The sequence below is a fragment of the Lentzea sp. NPDC005914 genome, assembly GCF_040629405.1.
Lineage (GTDB): Bacteria > Actinomycetota > Actinomycetes > Mycobacteriales > Pseudonocardiaceae > Lentzea.
In genome coordinates, this window is sequence record NZ_JBEXVQ010000067.1 from 1 (window position 1) to 16586 (window position 16586).

16 protein-coding genes and 1 pseudogene are annotated in these 16586 nt (G+C 69.8%); 9 read left to right on the forward strand and 8 right to left on the reverse strand.

What is annotated here, in order from left to right; all coding sequences use genetic code 11:
- The first annotated feature begins 119 nt into the window (after positions 1-119).
- Complete coding sequence (locus ABZ345_RS46275) at positions 120-4202, forward strand: hypothetical protein (RefSeq protein WP_359861962.1); 4083 nt, start codon at positions 120-122, stop codon at positions 4200-4202.
- Here the strand turns inward: ABZ345_RS46275 and ABZ345_RS46280 are convergent.
- From ABZ345_RS46280 to ABZ345_RS46290, 3 genes and pseudogenes are all read right to left on the reverse strand, one after another.
- Positions 4199-5167: a hypothetical protein gene (locus ABZ345_RS46280; protein WP_359861964.1), complete on the reverse strand. Its 969-nt coding sequence runs from the start codon at positions 5165-5167 to the stop codon at positions 4199-4201. The two genes, ABZ345_RS46275 and ABZ345_RS46280, sit on opposite strands and share 4 nt — an antisense overlap.
- Before the next feature lie 167 nt (positions 5168-5334).
- A pseudogene (locus tag ABZ345_RS46285) lies at positions 5335-5574 on the reverse strand (ABC transporter substrate-binding protein); the annotation flags it as partial.
- A 140-nt stretch (positions 5575-5714) separates the two neighbouring features.
- The gene (locus tag ABZ345_RS46290) at positions 5715-6050 is read right to left on the reverse strand and encodes a putative leader peptide (protein WP_359861966.1); all 336 of its coding nucleotides are present in this window, start codon (positions 6048-6050) and stop codon (positions 5715-5717) included.
- Here ABZ345_RS46290 and ABZ345_RS46295 point away from each other — a divergent pair.
- Positions 5986-6903, forward strand: a complete 918-nt coding sequence (locus tag ABZ345_RS46295) for a TauD/TfdA family dioxygenase (protein ID WP_359861968.1) — start codon at positions 5986-5988, stop codon at positions 6901-6903. The genes ABZ345_RS46290 and ABZ345_RS46295 overlap by 65 nt on opposite strands.
- Before the next feature lie 47 nt (positions 6904-6950).
- Here the strand turns inward: ABZ345_RS46295 and ABZ345_RS46300 are convergent, their stop codons facing one another.
- From ABZ345_RS46300 to ABZ345_RS46310, 3 genes are all read right to left on the reverse strand, one after another.
- Positions 6951-7697, reverse strand: coding sequence for an SDR family oxidoreductase (locus ABZ345_RS46300; RefSeq protein WP_359861970.1), 747 nt, complete (start codon positions 7695-7697; stop codon positions 6951-6953).
- An 80-nt stretch (positions 7698-7777) separates the two neighbouring features.
- Positions 7778-8641 (reverse strand): RNA polymerase sigma-70 factor, encoded by an 864-nt coding sequence (locus ABZ345_RS46305; protein WP_359861972.1) that lies wholly within the window; start codon positions 8639-8641, stop codon positions 7778-7780.
- Positions 8642-8717: 76 nt separating this feature from the next.
- Positions 8718-9449, reverse strand: a complete 732-nt coding sequence (locus tag ABZ345_RS46310; RefSeq protein ID WP_359861974.1) for an SDR family oxidoreductase — start codon at positions 9447-9449, stop codon at positions 8718-8720.
- A 28-nt stretch (positions 9450-9477) separates the two neighbouring features.
- Here ABZ345_RS46310 and ABZ345_RS46315 point away from each other — a divergent pair, with 28 nt between their 5' ends.
- Positions 9478-9984, forward strand: coding sequence for a DinB family protein (locus tag ABZ345_RS46315; RefSeq protein ID WP_359861976.1), 507 nt, complete (start codon positions 9478-9480; stop codon positions 9982-9984).
- A gap of 34 nt (positions 9985-10018) precedes the next feature.
- Here ABZ345_RS46315 and ABZ345_RS46320 read toward each other — a convergent pair whose 3' ends face one another.
- Together ABZ345_RS46320 and ABZ345_RS46325 are read right to left on the reverse strand one after the other, a co-directional pair.
- Positions 10019-11329, reverse strand: a complete 1311-nt coding sequence (locus ABZ345_RS46320; RefSeq protein ID WP_359861978.1) for an FAD-dependent oxidoreductase — start codon at positions 11327-11329, stop codon at positions 10019-10021.
- 15 nt (positions 11330-11344) lie between these two features.
- Positions 11345-12142, reverse strand: coding sequence for an IclR family transcriptional regulator C-terminal domain-containing protein (locus ABZ345_RS46325; protein WP_359861980.1), 798 nt, complete (start codon positions 12140-12142; stop codon positions 11345-11347).
- 236 nt (positions 12143-12378) lie between these two features.
- On the opposite strand from ABZ345_RS46325, the gene ABZ345_RS46330 reads away from it, so the two are divergent.
- From ABZ345_RS46330 to ABZ345_RS46355, 6 genes are all read left to right on the forward strand, one after another.
- Positions 12379-12666: a muconolactone Delta-isomerase family protein gene (locus ABZ345_RS46330; RefSeq protein WP_359861982.1), complete on the forward strand. Its 288-nt coding sequence runs from the start codon at positions 12379-12381 to the stop codon at positions 12664-12666.
- 109 nt (positions 12667-12775) lie between these two features.
- Positions 12776-13546 (forward strand): 3-oxoadipate enol-lactonase, encoded by a 771-nt coding sequence (gene pcaD, locus ABZ345_RS46335; RefSeq protein ID WP_359861984.1) that lies wholly within the window; start codon positions 12776-12778, stop codon positions 13544-13546.
- Positions 13539-14663 carry an acetyl-CoA C-acetyltransferase gene (locus ABZ345_RS46340; RefSeq protein ID WP_359861986.1) on the forward strand — a complete coding sequence of 375 codons (1125 nt, stop codon included), beginning with the start codon at positions 13539-13541 and terminating at the stop codon, positions 14661-14663. The genes pcaD and ABZ345_RS46340 overlap by 8 nt, the downstream gene beginning before the upstream one ends.
- Positions 14660-15418: a CoA transferase subunit A gene (locus ABZ345_RS46345; RefSeq protein ID WP_359861988.1), complete on the forward strand. Its 759-nt coding sequence runs from the start codon at positions 14660-14662 to the stop codon at positions 15416-15418. Before ABZ345_RS46340 ends, ABZ345_RS46345 begins: the two co-directional genes overlap by 4 nt.
- Positions 15419-15422: 4 nt before the next feature.
- Complete coding sequence (locus tag ABZ345_RS46350) at positions 15423-16031, forward strand: CoA transferase subunit B (RefSeq protein ID WP_359861991.1); 609 nt, start codon at positions 15423-15425, stop codon at positions 16029-16031.
- Between the two features lie 26 nt (positions 16032-16057).
- Positions 16058-16471 (forward strand): hypothetical protein, encoded by a 414-nt coding sequence (locus ABZ345_RS46355; RefSeq protein ID WP_359861989.1) that lies wholly within the window; start codon positions 16058-16060, stop codon positions 16469-16471.
- The last annotated feature ends 115 nt before the right edge of the window (positions 16472-16586 follow it).

The following is a 16586-nucleotide window of genomic DNA, read 5'->3' on the forward strand; positions in this document are numbered from 1 at the left end:
GACCCGCTACGCCAAGCGCGTCGCCTACTACCAGGCCGAACTCACCATCGCCGCCATCGTGCTCTGGCTCCGATGACTTACAGGACACGCACTAGTCGGCCCGCGCGACAATCAAGGACGTGACCGAACGACAGGTGTCGAACGCCGTGCACGGCGCGGTGAGCGGCCCCGTCCTGCAGGTCGGCACCGTGGCCGGCGACGTGAACCTGCTGACGGGCGCACCCGTGCGAACGCGCTATCAGCAGCAGGTCAAGCGGATCGCGCCGCCTGAGCTGGTCGACCGCGAGGCAGAGCTCGCCGAGCTCGCCGCGTTCTGCACCTCCGACTCGGGGGCCTACGCGTGGTGGCGGGCCGAGGCGTGGTCCGGCAAGTCCGCGCTGATGTCGACCTTCGTGCTCAACCCACCTCCCGGCGTGCGGATCGTGTCGTTCTTCGTCACGGCCCGCCTGGCCGGTCAGAACGACCGCGCGGCGTTCATCGACAACCTGATGGAGCAGCTCCTCACGTTGCTCGGCGAGAGCCTGCCGCCCTTTCTCACTGACGCGACGCGCGAGGCGCACCTGCTCGGCCTGCTCACCGAGGCGGCGGAAGCGTGCCGTGCCCGCGGCGAACAGTTCGTGTTGCTGGTCGACGGCCTCGACGAGGACCGCGGCGTCCACGTCGACTCGGACTCCTACAGCATCGCCGCCCTGCTGCCGCTCGAGCCGCCCGCCGGCATGCGGGTGATGGTCGCGGGCCGCCCGAACCCTCCGATCCCGTCCGACGTGCCCGAGCACCACCCGTTGCGCGACCCCGCGATCGTCCGGAAGCTGACGCCGTCACCGCAAGCCAAAGCGATCCGCGAGTCGCTGGAACGCGAGCTCAAGCGGTTGCTCCGCGGCAGCGGGATCGAACAGGACCTGCTCGGCCTCATCACCGCCGCCGGTGGAGGTCTGACTGCGACCGACCTGTCCGAGCTGACCGGCGAGACGCGGTGGCAGATCGACGAGTACATGCGCACGGTGACCGGGCGCAGCTTCACCCGCCGCGACAGCCACTACCTGCCCGGCACCGCCCCTGACGTCTACCTGCTCGGTCACGAAGAACTCCAGGTCACCGCCGTGGAAATGCTGGGCCCGACGCGCCTGGCCGCCTATCGCGACCGGCTGCACGCGTGGGCGCGGCGCCACCGTGAGGAAGGCTGGCAGGGCACCGCGCCCGAGTACCTGCTGCGCGGCTACTTCGGCGTGCTCACGGCGAACGACGACATCGCGCGAATGATCGAGTGCGCGACAGACGCGATCCGCCACGACAGGTTGCTCGCGGTGTCCGGCTCCGACGCCACGGCGCTCGCGGAGATCGCCACCGTGTTCACCGTCCTCGCGGCCCAGGACGAGCCCGACCTCGTGGCGATGATCAGGATCGCGATGCACCGCGACCGCATGACCGACAGGGTCGGCGACATCCCGGTGCAGCTGCCCGCGTTGTGGGCGTCGGTGGGCAGGGTGAACCGCGCGGAGACCATCGCCGCCTCCATCAAAGCCCCCCAGCGCCGAGTCGATGCCCGGCTCGAAGTCGTGCGGACGATCTTCCGCAGCGGGGACACCGAACTGGCGCGGCAACTGCTCGATCACGCGGAAGCGGATGCGATCGCCATCGCCACTGCGCACGAGCAGACCATGGCGCTCATCAAGCTCGTCGAGTGCGCTGCTCGATGCGGCCTCCGGGAACGAGCCACGGCTCTGCTCGACATGGCCGAGTCGGCCGTCCGCGAGCTCGGACCACTGTCCGGCACACCGGCACCGTTGATGCGCGCCGCGTTCCACGCCGGCGACCCGCACCGGGCCAAGCGCATCGCGGAAACGATCCACGACGACATCGCCAGGGTGAAGGCTCTGACCTGGCTGGCGCGTGTGGCGGAAGACCTGCGCGCGGAACTGCTCGACCAGGCAGAGGACACCGCGCGGCAGATCATCGCGCCAGGCGAACGCGAGTCGGCGCAGGCGATCATCGCCCGAAGCGCGGCGGCGGCGGACGACCTGGTCCGCGCGAAACGGCTGAACGAGATGCTCCGCTACGAGACGATCAGATCCGAGGTGGCGCAGTCCCTTGCGCAGGCCGCCGCGGGTTCCGGCGACCTCGAGGAGGCGACGAGGATCGTCGAGACGATCCTCGATCCGGGCGCGCGGGTCCGGGCGTGGCTCGGGGCCGCGAAGGCAGCCGCACCCGGTCACGCCGCCGGCCTCCTGCGCCGTGCGCAAGCCACCGTGTTGGAGATGAAGAGCGAAGCACCCCACGGCACGCTGATGTACTTGCGCGCAGCGGTGAAAACGGCGGCAGAAGCAGGCGAGCTCGACATCGCCGAGTCGATCGCCGGTGACATCGACGAGCCGAAAGGCCGGGCACTGGTCCCGATCGTGCGGGCAGCCGCGCGGGCCGGGCAGATGGATCGTGCGAGGCGCGTCATAGGGCAGATCGACGAGCCGTCCGCGCTGGGGCTCGCCTGGCTGGCGGTGGCCCGGGCCGCGCCCGAGCACATCGGCGAGGCGGAAGCCGCGATCGAGAGCCAACTCGAGCCGCTGGACCAGGTCATCAGGTGGGTCACGCTGGCCAGGGTCGCGACCGACGCGGGCCAGACCGAGCGGGCCGGCGGCTACCTGGCGCGCAGCGAAGCTGCGCTGCGCAAGGTTTTCCGGCCTGCTCATCGCAACGCGGAACTGGCAGCGCTGGCCGGCGTGGCCGCGTGCGCGGGTGAGTTCGGACAAGCGCATCGACTGGTGATGGCGGCGGGGAACTGGTTCGACCGAAGCAGTGTGATCCGTGTGGCGGTGGGCAAGATGGCCGACCATTTGGACGCGCCTGCGGTGCAGTCGTTCGTGAACTCGTTCGGCGCCGTGGAACGGTCCGCAGGTCTGGCCTGGCTCACCAAGCTGCTGCTGGCGCGGGGCGACCTCGCCGAGGCGGAACGCATCTCCGCGTCGTTCCGCGAGTCCGAGCTCTTCCGTGTACCGCCGGGAGGACCGCCAGTACACCTGGAGGTCGTCATCGCCCTGGTGGAGGCCGGCGAACTCGACCGCGCCGAGTCGATGTGGCAGCACCACGGACGTAGATGGGACGACTCGGTGCACTTCGACAATGCGGTCGCTGCTTTCGCTCGCGCGGGCGCCCTGGACCGCGTGCTGCCGTTGATCCGTGGTCCGCTGCGCGCAATCGCCGCCCACAACGGCGAAATCTGGCAGGCTCGCATGGACTACCGCCGCGTGTACGGTGACCAGTCCTTCGGGCCAACCGAGTACAGGTGGGCTCTGGAGATGATCCGCGAGGACCGCACACCAGACCACAGGCCGACCCACGTCGTTCACGAAGTGGCGAGGCGATGCAGAGCCGCCCACGAGGCCGGCGACACCACTGCGGCGGAGAAGCTGCTGTGGGAGGCGCAAGATCCCCAGGCCGCTCTGCCGTCCCACCTGGTTGAACCGCTGGTCCGGCAGGCCATCGAGATCGGTGACCTCGGCTGGGTGGAGACGGCGTGCCGCGGGCTCCCCCAGACCGATACATCGACCATCGCGTGGATGCTGGCGTCGGCCGCCGCGGCGACCGCGGCCGACGACGACCTGGTCGAGCGGATACTCGGTCTCATCGACGAGCCGATGGACCGCGTCTACGCCACCACGGCAGTTGCGGAGGCCGATGCCCACCGTGGCCGGTACGACCGCGTCGCGGCGGCAATGGCCCTCGCCTCCCGTTACGGTCGGCAAGATGATCTGCTGTTCCGCTTGGCGACAGCGACCGCCGAACGCGGCGACTACGCGAGGGCACTGCACCACGCCGGCCGCATCGGCTCGTCATTCGACCGGCGGGACGCTCTGGAGTCCATACTGGACAGTGCGGTGGCCGCGGGCGATCTCCAGGCGGCGGCCGAGGCGGCACAAGCCATGACCGAGACCTCGCACCGCGTGTGGGCGGCAGCGGCGGTGGCACTACGCGCGGTGCAGGACGGCGATCCGGACTTCGCCCTGCGGATGGTCGATCTTGTCGCCACACCGGCGGACCAGGCTTTCGTCTGGCTGTCGATCGCCGGAGCCTCCGAAGAGCTCCGCAGCCGGGCCATCGTTCACGCGGTCCGACTCATCAGGTGGAACGCCGTGGTGGAGTCTGTGGTCGAAGAGATGCCGTCGGCGCGGGAGGCGATCCTCGCCGAGTTCGAGGCCGTCCAGGACTAACGCGTCCGCAGGTGCCGTGCGCCGAGCCGAAGTGAAGCCGCGACGATCGCCAGGATCAGGACGGTGGACGTGGTCAGCGCGGCCCAGCCGGCCAGTTGCCAGCCGGTGAAGTGCAGGCCCGCGGCGTAGCGGATGCCGATGTTGCCGAGCACCGCGATCGGGAACGTGAACACCCAGTACTGGGTGCTGAACGGCAGCCGCAGGTAGTCGCGCACGAAGAACAGTTGCACGAGCAGCATGAACAGGGTGACGCCGCCGAGTGCGACCTGCAGGTCGTCGATGGTGCCGTGGGTGATGGCGAACCAGGCGACGCTCGCGGTGCCGGGCGGCGAGAGCAGGATCGACAGGACGGGCTTGAACGGCAGCGGCAGCTCCGAGCCGAAGAACAGGCGGGACGTGATCACCGCGCCGAGCAGCAGCCAGAAGAAGATGCCGATGCCGAACCCCGCTATGGCCGCGCCGTGCTGGCCGACGCTCACGAAGCCGATGGCGGCGATGAACGCGCCTGCGGTGACCGGGAGGAAGTAGCCGGGGTGCATGGCGTTCTCGTCCAGCGGGTGCTTGAGCCAGTGGGCGAACAGCGCGGCGGCGTTCAGGGCCAGGCTCAGGACCGCGAGCCAGATCAGCCACGGGGTGAGCGCGCCCAGGACGGCCGCGTAGTGGGCGACCAGCAGGATCGCGATCACCGGGAGGTAGGCGGTGAGCGGGCCGAGCAACGGGTGGCGCAGGTCGGCATGGAAGCCGGCGCCTGGTCTGAACGTGCCGGCGGCGTAGGTGAGCGTGAACACCGCGAACACCAGCGTCGCGGCGCCGAACGCCAGTTCCGAGGGCCACCCCGGCGCGCCGAGCAGCCCGGCCCCGGCGGTCCAGGCGCCGCCCAGGCCCGCCAAGCCGAGCGGGATGGAGAACAGGCTGATGGGAAGCGCCCAGCTCGGGGCCTTCACGGGAGCAAGAGTCGTCGTCATGGTGACAAAGGTGCGTCAGGAGGACCCTCGCTCGCGCCAGGGAAACACCCTGGTCAGCATTCGACGACGTGCACGGCCAGGCCGCTCCGGTCACGGCGCCGGCGTTGCGTTCGATGCAGGGGATCTGGACCTGCCGCACACCTGCCCACCAGTCACCACGCCACGTACCGCCCGTCGGAGCCGTAGTAGCCGATCACGGACTTGATCGGCGCTCCCGCGGCTCTGAGCTTCACGACCGCGCCGTTGAAGGCGCCGCCGAAGTCGACCTGGCCGGTGGCCGCGGACTGGATGTCCTGTGGGCCGCTGATGGTGTTGCCGACCCACTCGAGCTTCAGGTCGCCGAGATGGCCGAGGTCGGCGGCCAGCTCCGGCAGGGTGACGTCGCCCGCCGCTCCCTGGTAGCGCAGGGTCTTGGTCTCCTGGCCCGCACCGGCCGCGGGCGAGCAGGCGGCGGCGGTGAGGCCGAGAAGTGTGAGTCCGAGGAAGTTCCGTCGTGTGGTGGTCACGGCCGATTCCTTTGCTGAACGGGAAAATGACGGGTCGGGGTTCAGCGGAAGGCACGACAGAACGCGCTGGCGTGCCGCCGGAGGTCGACGTGCCGGCGAGAGGTCAGAAAGGCGGCTTGGCTCACGGCGCAGAGCGTCACATCCGTCTCGACCAGGGTCAACGACGTGATCGCACGTCCCACATGGTGAAGAAGCCCTGGACACCGAGGCTTTATTTCCCCGGTGCAAATAAGTGGTCCGCTTTGTGGGACGGACTTATTTTCCTGCGTGCAGGGTAGATCTCGCTGTCGTGAGCCGAGGATGGTGAGCGGCATGACAGCACAACTCACCCGAACGATCACCGTCCACCAACTGGGAGCGCACATCGGTGCGCGCATCGACGGCGTCCGGCTCGGCGGCGACCTGCCCGCGGACACCGTGGCCGAGATCAGGGCCGCGTTGCTGGCGCACAAGGTGGTGTTCTTCTCCGGGCAGCAGCACCTCGACGACGCGGGGCAGCTCGCGTTCGCCCGCCTGCTCGGCCAGCCGACGCTGGCCCATCCGACCGTCCGGGGCCAGGAGCACGAGCAGGTGCTGGCCATCGACTCCGAGCACGGCAAGGCCAACAGCTGGCACACCGACGTCACGTTCGTCGACAGGGTGCCCGCGATCAGCATCCTGCGGGCGATCGAACTGCCCCCGTACGGCGGGAGCACGGTGTGGGCCAACACCGTGCGGGCGTACGCCGACCTGCCGGAAGCGTTGCGCGCGCTGGTCGATCGGCTGTGGGCCGTGCACACGAACCTCTACGACTACGCGGGCCACGTGGACTCGACCCGCATCGGCGGCATCGACGTCAAGGAGCAGTCGTACCGCGACGAGTTCCGCTCGCACGTGTTCGAGACCGAGCACCCGCTGGTGCGCGTGCATCCCGAGACCGGCGAACGCGCGTTGCTGCTGGGCCACTTCGTGAAGCGGATCGTCGGCGTCACGTCCAGCGAGTCGCAGGCGATCTTCGCGTTGCTGCAGAAGCGCGTCACCACGCTGGAGAACACCGTGCGGTGGCAGTGGTCCGACGGCGACATCGCGATCTGGGACAACCGCGCCACCCAGCACTACGGCGTCGCGGACTACGACGACCAGCGCCGCCGGCTCCACCGGGTCACCATCGCCGGTGACGTGCCGGTGAGCGTCGACGGCGTGGCCAGCACTCCCGTCACCGGAGACGCGGCTCACTTCTCCGCACTGTGACGGTCCGCAGCAGTGGACGGGCGGCGCGCCCGTCCACTGTGGACTCCTCAGTTGCCCGCGGCCAGCCAGTCCTTCAGGCTGGTCGCCTGCAGCTGCGCACCCGCGTTCGGCACGAGCTGCTTGCCGGTCAGGACCGTCCCGAAGTACTTGGCCTGCGGGTCGCTGACGACCTCGCGCGAGTCGTTGCGCGCCTGCAGGACCGTGCGGACCCAGCCGTCCAAAGTGAACTCCTCCGGGCCGCCGATCTCCTGCACACCGTTGATCGGGCCGGTCGCCGCGGTCCGGCCGACCACCGCCGCGACGTCGGAGGCCGCGATCGGCTGCACACCACCGTGCGGCAGGTGCACGACACCGTCGACGGTCGCCGAGTCCGCGATCGCGCCGGCGAACTCGAAGAACTGGGTGGCGCGGATGATCGAGTAAGGCAGGCCGGATTCCGTGATCAGCTTCTCCTGCGCGACCTTCGCGCGCAGGTAGCCGGAGTCGGGCAGCTCGTCGGTGCCGACGATCGACAGCGCGACGTAGTGGCCGACGCCCGCTTCCGCGGCGGCCTGGGTCAGGTTGGTCGTGGCGGTGGTGAAGAAGTTCATGACGTCGTCGTCGGCGAACGACGGCGAGTTCGACACGTCGACGAGCACGTCGGCGCCCTGCAGAACTTCCTTGACGCCTTCGCCGGTCACCGTGTTCACGCCGCTGTTCGGGGACGCGGGCACAGCGTCGTGACCGTGCTCGCCGAGCCGCTTCACGACCTGACTGCCGATCAACCCGGTGCCGCCGATGACAACGATCCTCATGGGTCCGTCCCTACTCGTGAGCCCGCCCGGTGCGGGTGTTCACGAGCTAAGACAGGACAGCCCTCGCGGTTGTGACAGCCTCACCCGAAAGCCTTCAGCTTGTCCGGGTTGACCAGCCACATCACCTGGTCGATGCCGTCCGCGGAAGCCGTCACGGTGATCACCGCGTAGGTGTTCTCGTCCTTGCGCAACCGGACCGCGGACAGCCCGTTCGCGTCCACGTAGTCGACCTGCGCACCGGCCCAGAAGCCCGGCGCCCACCCCGCGAAGATCCTCGCAAGGCTCGCCGCACCGAACAGCGGACGCCCGGCCGCCCGGATCGCGCCGTTGCTGTCGGAGTAGCTGACCACGTCCTGCGCGAACAGCTTCTCGAGTCCGGCCAGGTCACCGGCCTGCGCGGCCGCCACGAACGCCTCCAGCAACTTGCGCTGGTCGGCCCGTTCAACTGGAGCCTTCCGCTCGTCCGCCAGGTGCTTGCGGGCCCGGCTGACCAGCTGCCGGGTCGCGACCTCGCTGGTCTGCACGATCTCGGCGATCTCGCGGTACGGATAGTCGAACGCCTCGCGCAGCACGTACGCGGCCCGCTCGGTCGGCGTGAGCTTCTCCAGCAGCATCAGCACCGCGAGCTCCAGCACCGCGCCCTGCTCGGCACCCACCTGCGGGTCCGCCGACGTGTCGATCGGCTCCGGCAGCCACGGCCCGACGTAGGTCTCCCTGCGCGCCCGCGCGGTCTGCGACTCGTTGATCGCGAGCCGGGTGATCGCCGTCGCCAGGTAGGCCTCGGGGTTGAGCACCGACTCGCGGTCCGCGAGCTGCCAGCGCAACCAGACCTCCTGCACCAGGTCCTCGGCGTCGGCCACGCTGCCGGTCATGCGGTACGCGATGCCGAACAGCCTCGGCCGAGCCGCCGCGAACGCCGCCTCGGCCTGCTCGAGCTCGGTCATCCGGTCGCTCCCCTCTTCCCCTGCCACGTTAGCGCTCACACAGGAGGGCAGCGGTGTGGCGCCCCGCACGTCCGGATCACAGCCCGCCGGACACGTCGACGGTCGAACCGACCACATAGGACGATCGCGGCGACAGGAGCATCGCGGCGATCGGCGCGACCTCCCCTGGCGAGCCGAACCTGCCGAGCGGAATCCCGCGCCGGCGCGCTTCCTCGGCCTCCCACACGGCGAAGTCCAGCTGCGTTCCCGACCGCGCGTGCCTGGCGTACTGGCGTTCGGTGCGGATCGCGCCCAGGTTGACCGTGTTGACCCGGATGCGGGGCGCGAGCGTTCTCGCCAGCATCTGAGCCACCGACCCCACGGCCGCCCGAGCCGCGCTGACCGCCGCCATGTCCAGGTCCGCGACCCGCGCGGTGACACCGTTCATCACCACGACCGCGCCCTCGGTCATGTGCGCGACCGCGGGTTCGACCAGGTTGAGAACGCTCGCCAGCTTCACGTCGGACTGCTCGCGCCACACCTCGGGCGGCGTGTCCAGCACTCCCCCGAGCGCCCCGGCACCGGCGTTCGCGACCACCCCGTCGAGCCCGCCGAACGTCTCGGACACCTCCGCGACGAACTCCCGCATCCACGCGCGGTCCCGCACGTCACCGGCGCGTGCCAGCACCTCCGGCCCCCACGCCGGATCGCTGCGCGCGCACGTCGCCACGCGCGCACCCTCGTCGAGCAGCAACGACACGATCGCCCGCCCGATGCCGCGACTCCCACCGGTGACGATGTACCGGCGTCCCGCCAATTCCAGGTCCACGAGATCATCCTGATGAAAGACTGGCCGCGTGACCACCGAACGCCCCAGCCCACCACTCCAGGCGGACGAGCGCGAGACCCTGCGCGCGTTCCTCGACTTCCACCGCGCCACCCTCGCGATGAAGTGCGACGGCCTGTCCGACGACGACCTGCGCCGCCGTTCGATGCCCCCGTCCACGCTCACGCTGCTCGGCCTCGTCCGGCACATGGCGGAGGTCGAGCGCACCTGGTTCCGCAAGGTCATCAACGGCGAGGACATCCCGCTGGTGTGGTCGGACGAGAACGACTACCAGGTGGCGTACGACGCCTCGGAATCGAGCAGGAGTGAGGCGTTCGAGGCCTGGCAGACCGAGGTGGAGCACGCGCGCAGGATCGAGCGCGAGGCCGAGTCGCTGGACGTCCTCGGCTACCAGCCGCGCTGGTCGGAGCACGTGTCGCTGAGGCTCGTCATGCACCACCTGTGCCACGAGTACGCGCGCCACAACGGCCACGCGGACTTCCTGCGCGAAGGAATCGACGGCGTCACAGGGGCGTGAGGCTCCGTCCACCGCGGACCGAGCGCCGTTGGTCCTAGGTCGAACGACCGGCCGCGGCAGGGGGCAGGTCGGCCTGCGCGAGCGTCACGCCGCGGTCTGGCACCACGCCGAAGTGCGTGATCTGCCGGCCCGCGCCCAGCTCGGTCACCCAGTTCGCGGCCGTCCGGAGCCGTCCGTACGGGAGGTCCATCAGGTGGTAGCCGCGCGTGACGGCCTTCGCGGGCAGGCTCGTCAACGGCACGCCCAACGGGTTCGCCACCGCCTGCCAGCCGCCGAGGTCGACCACGAACCCCAGGTCCTTGTGCCTGTACTCGCGCGCGGTCCCGTGGCCCAGCGACGCGGCGATGTTGATCGCCGCGACCCGGCCCTGGCGTTCGGCGTGCTGCGCGGTCATCGCGGTGATCTCGCCGGGCCGCACCAGGTCCGGCACGGCGGCCGCGTCCCCGGCCGCCCACACGTTCTCGCACACCCTCAGATGGGTGTCGGTGTCGACGCGACCGTTGGTGGCGGGCACTTTCAAGGTGCTGACCAGCGGATCCGGCCGCACGCCGACACACCACACCACGGTGCGCGTCTGGATCTCGGTGCCGTCGGACAACCGCGCGCAGGTGCTGGTCATCTCCTTGAGGCTGGTCTCCAACCTGACCTCGGCACCGCGCTTGAGCAGGACCTTGTGCGTCGGGCCGGACAGTCGCGGGTCGAGGCCGGGCAGCACGCGCGGCGCGATGTCGACGAGGATCCAGCGCGGCTTCACGTCGCGGAGGTTCGGCAGATGCCGCCACGCGTCCTGGGTCAGCAGCTGTGTCTGAGCGAGCACCTCCGTGCCCGTGTAACCCGCGCCCACCACCACGAACGTGCACCGCGCACGTTGTTCCTCGGGATCGTCGGACTGGTCGGCGAGCTCGAGCTGCCGCAGCACGTGGTCACGCAGGTGGATGGCCTCGGCGACGGTCCGGAAGCCCTTCGCGTGCTCGGCGACGCCGGGAATGGACAGCAGCCGCGTGACGCTGCCGGACGTGATCAGCAGCCGGTCGTAGGACAGTTCGCTGGAGCGGCCTTCGACGTCCGTCACCTGGACGGTCCTCGCGTCCAGCGAGATCCCGGTCGCCGCGCCCAGCACCAGTTTGGTGCGCTTCAACGTGTTCCGCAGCGGCACCGCGACCCGGCGCGGGTCGAGCACCCCGCCGGCCACCTCGGGCAGCAGCGGGATGTAGAGCATGTAGTCGGCCGGGTTGACCGCGACCAGCTCGGCCGCGTCCTCCGGGAGCTTGCGTTCGAGCTTGCGCAGACAGTGGAACCCTGCGAACCCGGTACCGATGACCAGGACGCGCGGCCGAGCGGACATCAGTCCTCCAGGGCTTTAGTCGAAACCCTCCCGCCGCGCGGAGCTCTTGTGGCCCAGATCGGCGCTGATCCGTTCCGCGGCGTCCACCAGCAATGGCACCACATCATCGCGGATCGCCTCAACAGATGATCGCCCCACCGAGGTGGACGACGCGAGCGCGGCCACCACCTCACCGGTCCGGTCGCGGACGGGCGCGGACACCGAGAGCAGGCCGATCTCCAGCTCCTCCGCGACGATCGACCACCCGTCCGAGCGAACCTGCCGCAGGACGCCGCGGAACGCGTCGACCTCGGTGACGGTGTGCTTTGTCAGCGCTGCCAACCCGCCGTCGATGATCTCGTTCACGATCACGTCGGGCGCCCACGCCAGCAGCACCCGTCCCATCGAGGTCGCGTAGGCCGGGATCCGCGTGCCGATCGACACGTTGATGCTCATGATCCGCCGCACCGGCACACGGGCGACGTAGACCGCGTCACGTCCGTCCAGCACGGCCAGCGACGCCGACTCACCGGTCTTCACCGACAGATCCAGCAGGTGCGGCTGCGCGAGCTCGATCATCGCGTGCGACGCCGAGTAGTGCTGCCCGATGCTCAGCACCCGTGGCGTCAGCGACCAGCGGGAGCCGTCGTTGCGCACGTACCCGAGTCGTTGCAGCGTGAGGAGGATCCGCCGCACGGCAGGCCGGGACAGGCCGGTCGCGGCGGCCAGTTCCGCCAGGTTCGGGTTGACCCGGTCCTCGTCGAACGCGAGCAGCACGGCGAACCCGCGTTCGATGCTCTGGATGAAGTCGCGCTCGTCCGGATCGCTCGCCATCGCCCTGACCTCTCGTTGACAACGCGCCGAAGCCGATGCACTCTCAGGTAACCGCAAAGCGTACACCTTGTACGCACAGCGTACAGGGTGGGAGACGCACATGGTGTTCGGCGGGCTGCGCAAGACCGCAGCCATCGCTTCGATCGCGGCGACGACGGGTATTCCCTGCCACGGCGGCACTCCGATCGAGAGCCGGCCCCGCCGCGGCCGTCGCGGCCTTCACCTGGAGGTGACCGTTGCTCTTCCACGTGCGCATGGACGTATCGCTGCCCCACGACCTCGACCCCAACCGGCACGCCGAACTCGTCGCGGCCGAGCGGGACCGGGCGTTGGAGCTGCAGAAACTCGGTGTGTGGCCGCATCTGTGGCGGGTCGTCGGGCAGTACAGCACCATCGGCATCTTCGACGTGCCGTCCAACGACGAGCTGCACGCGTTCCTGTCGTCGTTACCGCTGTGGGAGTTCATGACGGTCGAGGTGACGCCGCTCGCGACGCATCCCTGCGATCTGGCCGCGCAACCCTGACCGCGCTTCCACTGGACGGAAAGCACCTCGGCACGCGCCGCGGCCCGTTGGCAAGGTGGATCACGCCTGCGACGAATCAGGTCATGGCCACTCGACACCGGGGGAACCAGTGATCCCGCACCACGTCATCGACGGCCCCGAGGACGCCGAGGTCCTCGTGCTCGGCCCGTCGATCGGCACCTCGCTCGGCCTCTTCGACGCCCAGGTGGCCGAGCTCGCCGGCCGCTGGCGGATCGTCCGGTTCGACCTGCGCGGCCACGGACGCTCCCCCGAGGTGCCCGGCCCGTACTCGATCGCCGACCTGGCCGGCGACGTGGTCGAGCTGCTCGACTCGCTCGGCGTCGAGCGGTGCCACTACCTGGGCGTTTCCATCGGCGGCGCGATCGGGCAGTGGCTCGGCCTGCGTCACGCCGAGCGACTGCTGACGCTCACCATCTGCGCTTCCGCCGCCCAGTTTCCCGACCCGCCGCAGTGGCCGTTGCGCGCGGCGACGGTCCGCGAGAAGGGCGTCGAGGCGATGGTGCCGTCACGACTCGGCACCTGGTACACGCACGAGTTCGCCGCCCGCGCGCCCGACGAGGCCGAACGGCTGCTGGACATGCTGCGCACCACCACGGCCGAGGGCTACGCGGGCTGCTGCGAGGCGATCGGCACGTTCGACATGCGGGCCGGTCTCGGCGAGATCACCGTGCCGACGCTGGTGCTCGCCGGCGCCGACGACCCCGCGACTCCACCGGACCTGGTGCGGGTCATCGCGGACGGCATTCCCGGCGCGCGGTTCGAGGTCGTGCCGGACTCCGCGCACCTGTTGACCGCCGAACGTCCAGAAGTGGTGAACGCGATGGTCGCGGATCATCTGACAAGGAGAGTTCATGCGTGACGCCGTCATCTGCGAGCCCATCAGAACACCGGTGGGCCGCTACAACGGTGCGATCAAGGAGCGCACAGCCCAGGAGCTGGGCGCGATCGTCGTCGGGGAGCTGATGCGCCGCACCGGGCTCGATCCGTCCTCAGTGGACGATCTGATCCTCGGGCACTGCTACCCCACCATGGACGCTCCGGCGATCGGCCGCGTCGTCGCGTTGGACGCGGGTCTCGGCGTTGGCGTGCCGGGCGTGCAGCTCGACCGCCGCTGCGGATCCGGTCTGCAGGCCGTGATCAACGCGGCGATGGCCGTGCAGACCGGCGCGCAGGAACTCGTGCTCGCGGGCGGTGTGGAGAGCATGTCGAACGCAGGCGCCGACGCGCTCGCTCGCGGACGGGTGACCGCCGGCGGCGTCAACTACCCGGTACCGGGCGGGATGCTGGAGACCGCGGAGAACCTGCGTCGCGAGTACGGGATCTCGCGGTCCGACCAGGACGAGCTCGCGGTGCGCAGCCACGAACGTGCTGTCGCGGCACAGGCTTCTGGCCGCTTCGCCGACGAGCTGGTTCCCGTGGGCGACTTCGTGGCGGACGAGCACCCGCGGCCGGGGTCCACCGTGGAGAAGCTGGCGTCGTTGAAGACAGTCATGGACATCGAGGGCGCCACGGTCACCGCGGGCAACGCGAGCGGGCAGAACGACGGCGCCGCGATCTGCGTCGTGACGCATGCCGAACGGGCCGCCGAGCTGGGCCTGCGTCCGTTGGCGCGCCTGGTCTCGTGGGCGTCGGCCGGTGTCGAGCCGTCGAGGATGGGCATCGGGCCGGTGCCGTCGTCCGCGCGGGCGTTGCAGAACGCGGGCCTGAAGCTCGACGACATGGACCTGATCGAGCTGAACGAGGCGTTCGCCGCGCAGGTGCTGGCCGTGACGCGCGAGTGGGGCCTCTCCGACTTCGAGCGGGTCAACGTCAACGGTTCGGGCATCGCGCTGGGCCACCCCGTCGGCGCGACCGGTGCGCGGATTCTCGCGACGATGCTGCGCGAGCTGGAACGCCGTGACGGCAGGTATGCGCTGGAAACCATGTGCATCGGTGGCGGGCAGGGGCTCGCCGCGGTCTTCGAGAGCGTGTCATGAACAAGGTCGTGGCCTCGGCCGCCGATGCCGTGTCCGATGTGGACGACGGCGCCACCATAGCCGTGGGCGGCTTCGGGCTCTGCGGCGTGCCGAAGGTGCTCATCAACGCCCTGTACGACAAGGGTTCCGGCTCGCTGGGCATCGTGTCGAACAACTGCGGCGCGATGGACCAGGGCCTCGCCGTTCTGCTGTCGGCCGGCCGGATCGCGCGGGTCACCGGCTCGTACATCGGCCAGAACAAGGAGTTCGCCCGCCAGTACCTCGCGGGCGAGATCGAGGTCGAGCTGATCCCGCAGGGCACGCTGGCAGAACGCCTCCGCGCGGGCGGCACCGGCATCCCCGCCTTCTACACGCCCGCGGGCGTCGGCACGCTGGTCGCGGACGGCGGACTGCCGTGGCGGTACCACGCCGACGGCACGGTCGCGATCGCCTCGCCGCCCAAGGAGGTCCGCGAGTTCGACGGCCGCGAGTACGTGCTGGAGCAGAGCATCCGTACCGACTTCGCGCTGGTGCGAGCGGCGAAAGCCGACCGCTACGGCAACCTGGTGTTCGCGAAGTCCGCCCGCAACTTCAACCCGCTCGCCGCGATGGCGGGCCGAGTCGCGATCGCCGAGGCGGAGGAGCTCGTCGACGTGATCGACCCCGACGAGGTGCACCTGCCCGGCATCTTCGTGCACCGGGTCGTCGAGCTCTCGCCCGAGCAGGTTTCCGACAAGAGCGTGGAGTTCAGGACGGTGCGTCGTGTGGAGTCGTGACGAGATGGCCGCCCGCGCGGCCCAGGAGCTGCGCGACGGCGAGTACGTCAACCTCGGCATCGGCGTGCCGACGCTGATCCCGAACCACCTGCCGCCCGGCGTGGAGGTCGTGCTGGAGTCCGAGAACGGCATCCTCGGCGTCGGCCCCTACCCCGCCAACGACGACGTCGACCCCGACCTCATCAACGCGGGCAAGGAGACCGTCACCGTCCTGCCTGGCTCGTCGTACTTCGACTCGGCGCTGTCGTTCGGCATGATCCGCGGCGGCCACGTCGACGTCGCCGTGCTGGGCGCGATGCAGGTGTCGGCTCAGGGCGACCTGGCGAACTGGGCGGTGCCCGGCAAGCTCGTCACCGGCATCGGCGGCGCGATGGACCTCGTGCACGGCGCCCGCCGCGTGATCGTCGTGATGACCCACGCCGCCAAGGACGGCGCTCCGAAGCTGGTCGAGACGTGCACGCTTCCGTTGACCGGCAAGGCGTGCGTGGACCGCGTGATCACCGATCTGGGGGTGTTCGACGTGACCGAGGACGGCCTGAGGCTCGTCGAACTGGCGCCGGGCGTCGACTTCGAGAAGGTGCAGGAGAGCACGGCGGCGCCGATTAACCGCTGACTAACCGACCGGCGCCACCGTGGGGCATGCGCAAAGTCATGATCATCCTGCCCGCGGTGGCGCTGTCCGTGCTCGGCCTGACCAGCACGGCCCAGGCCGAGCAGGCACCCGGCTGCTCGTCGACCGCGCAGATCGGCTCCACCGGGTACATCAAGAAGAACGGCGTGAAGATCGCCTCGGTGAAGCAGTTCAAGGGCTGCGGCAAGAACTGGGCCTACACCTACGTGTGGGACTCGTACGCCTCACTGCCGGGCGGCTTCAGCTCCAGTGCCGCGATGGTCGTCAACGGCGACCGCGACTTCGGCAGCAACGTCAACGGCCGCAACAAGCAGAACGTGTGGTCCGAGGGCACCAACACGCTCAGCGAGTGCACCCGGGCTTACGGCGAGGTGTGGGGTGACGGCAACGTCTACTGGGGACAGACCGACGAGCGCTGCTAGTCGCTGATCGACGGGCGTCGCCCTAAAGGTTGTCCCGTAATGATCAAGAGTGTTGGCGGGGACGGGTGACAGCGGCATCGCCTGCGGCCAATGGCCGTTCAGGCGGTCATGGTCA

Coding starts and splice junctions, on each gene's coding strand:
- ABZ345_RS46280 (WP_359861964.1), bottom strand. CDS start 5,167: ATGACGACGACTCTTGCTCCCGTGAAGGCCCCGAGCTGGGCGCTTCCC.
- ABZ345_RS46295 (WP_359861968.1), top strand. CDS start 5,986: ATGACAGCACAACTCACCCGAACGATCACCGTCCACCAACTGGGAGCG.
- ABZ345_RS46290 (WP_359861966.1), bottom strand. CDS start 6,050: ATGCGCGCACCGATGTGCGCTCCCAGTTGGTGGACGGTGATCGTTCGG.
- ABZ345_RS46300 (WP_359861970.1), bottom strand. CDS start 7,697: ATGAGGATCGTTGTCATCGGCGGCACCGGGTTGATCGGCAGTCAGGTC.
- ABZ345_RS46305 (WP_359861972.1), bottom strand. CDS start 8,641: ATGACCGAGCTCGAGCAGGCCGAGGCGGCGTTCGCGGCGGCTCGGCCG.
- ABZ345_RS46320 (WP_359861978.1), bottom strand. CDS start 11,329: ATGTCCGCTCGGCCGCGCGTCCTGGTCATCGGTACCGGGTTCGCAGGG.
- ABZ345_RS46325 (WP_359861980.1), bottom strand. CDS start 12,142: ATGGCGAGCGATCCGGACGAGCGCGACTTCATCCAGAGCATCGAACGC.
- ABZ345_RS46340 (WP_359861986.1), top strand. CDS start 13,539: ATGCGTGACGCCGTCATCTGCGAGCCCATCAGAACACCGGTGGGCCGC.
- ABZ345_RS46345 (WP_359861988.1), top strand. CDS start 14,660: ATGAACAAGGTCGTGGCCTCGGCCGCCGATGCCGTGTCCGATGTGGAC.
- ABZ345_RS46350 (WP_359861991.1), top strand. CDS start 15,423: ATGGCCGCCCGCGCGGCCCAGGAGCTGCGCGACGGCGAGTACGTCAAC.
- ABZ345_RS46355 (WP_359861989.1), top strand. CDS start 16,058: ATGCGCAAAGTCATGATCATCCTGCCCGCGGTGGCGCTGTCCGTGCTC.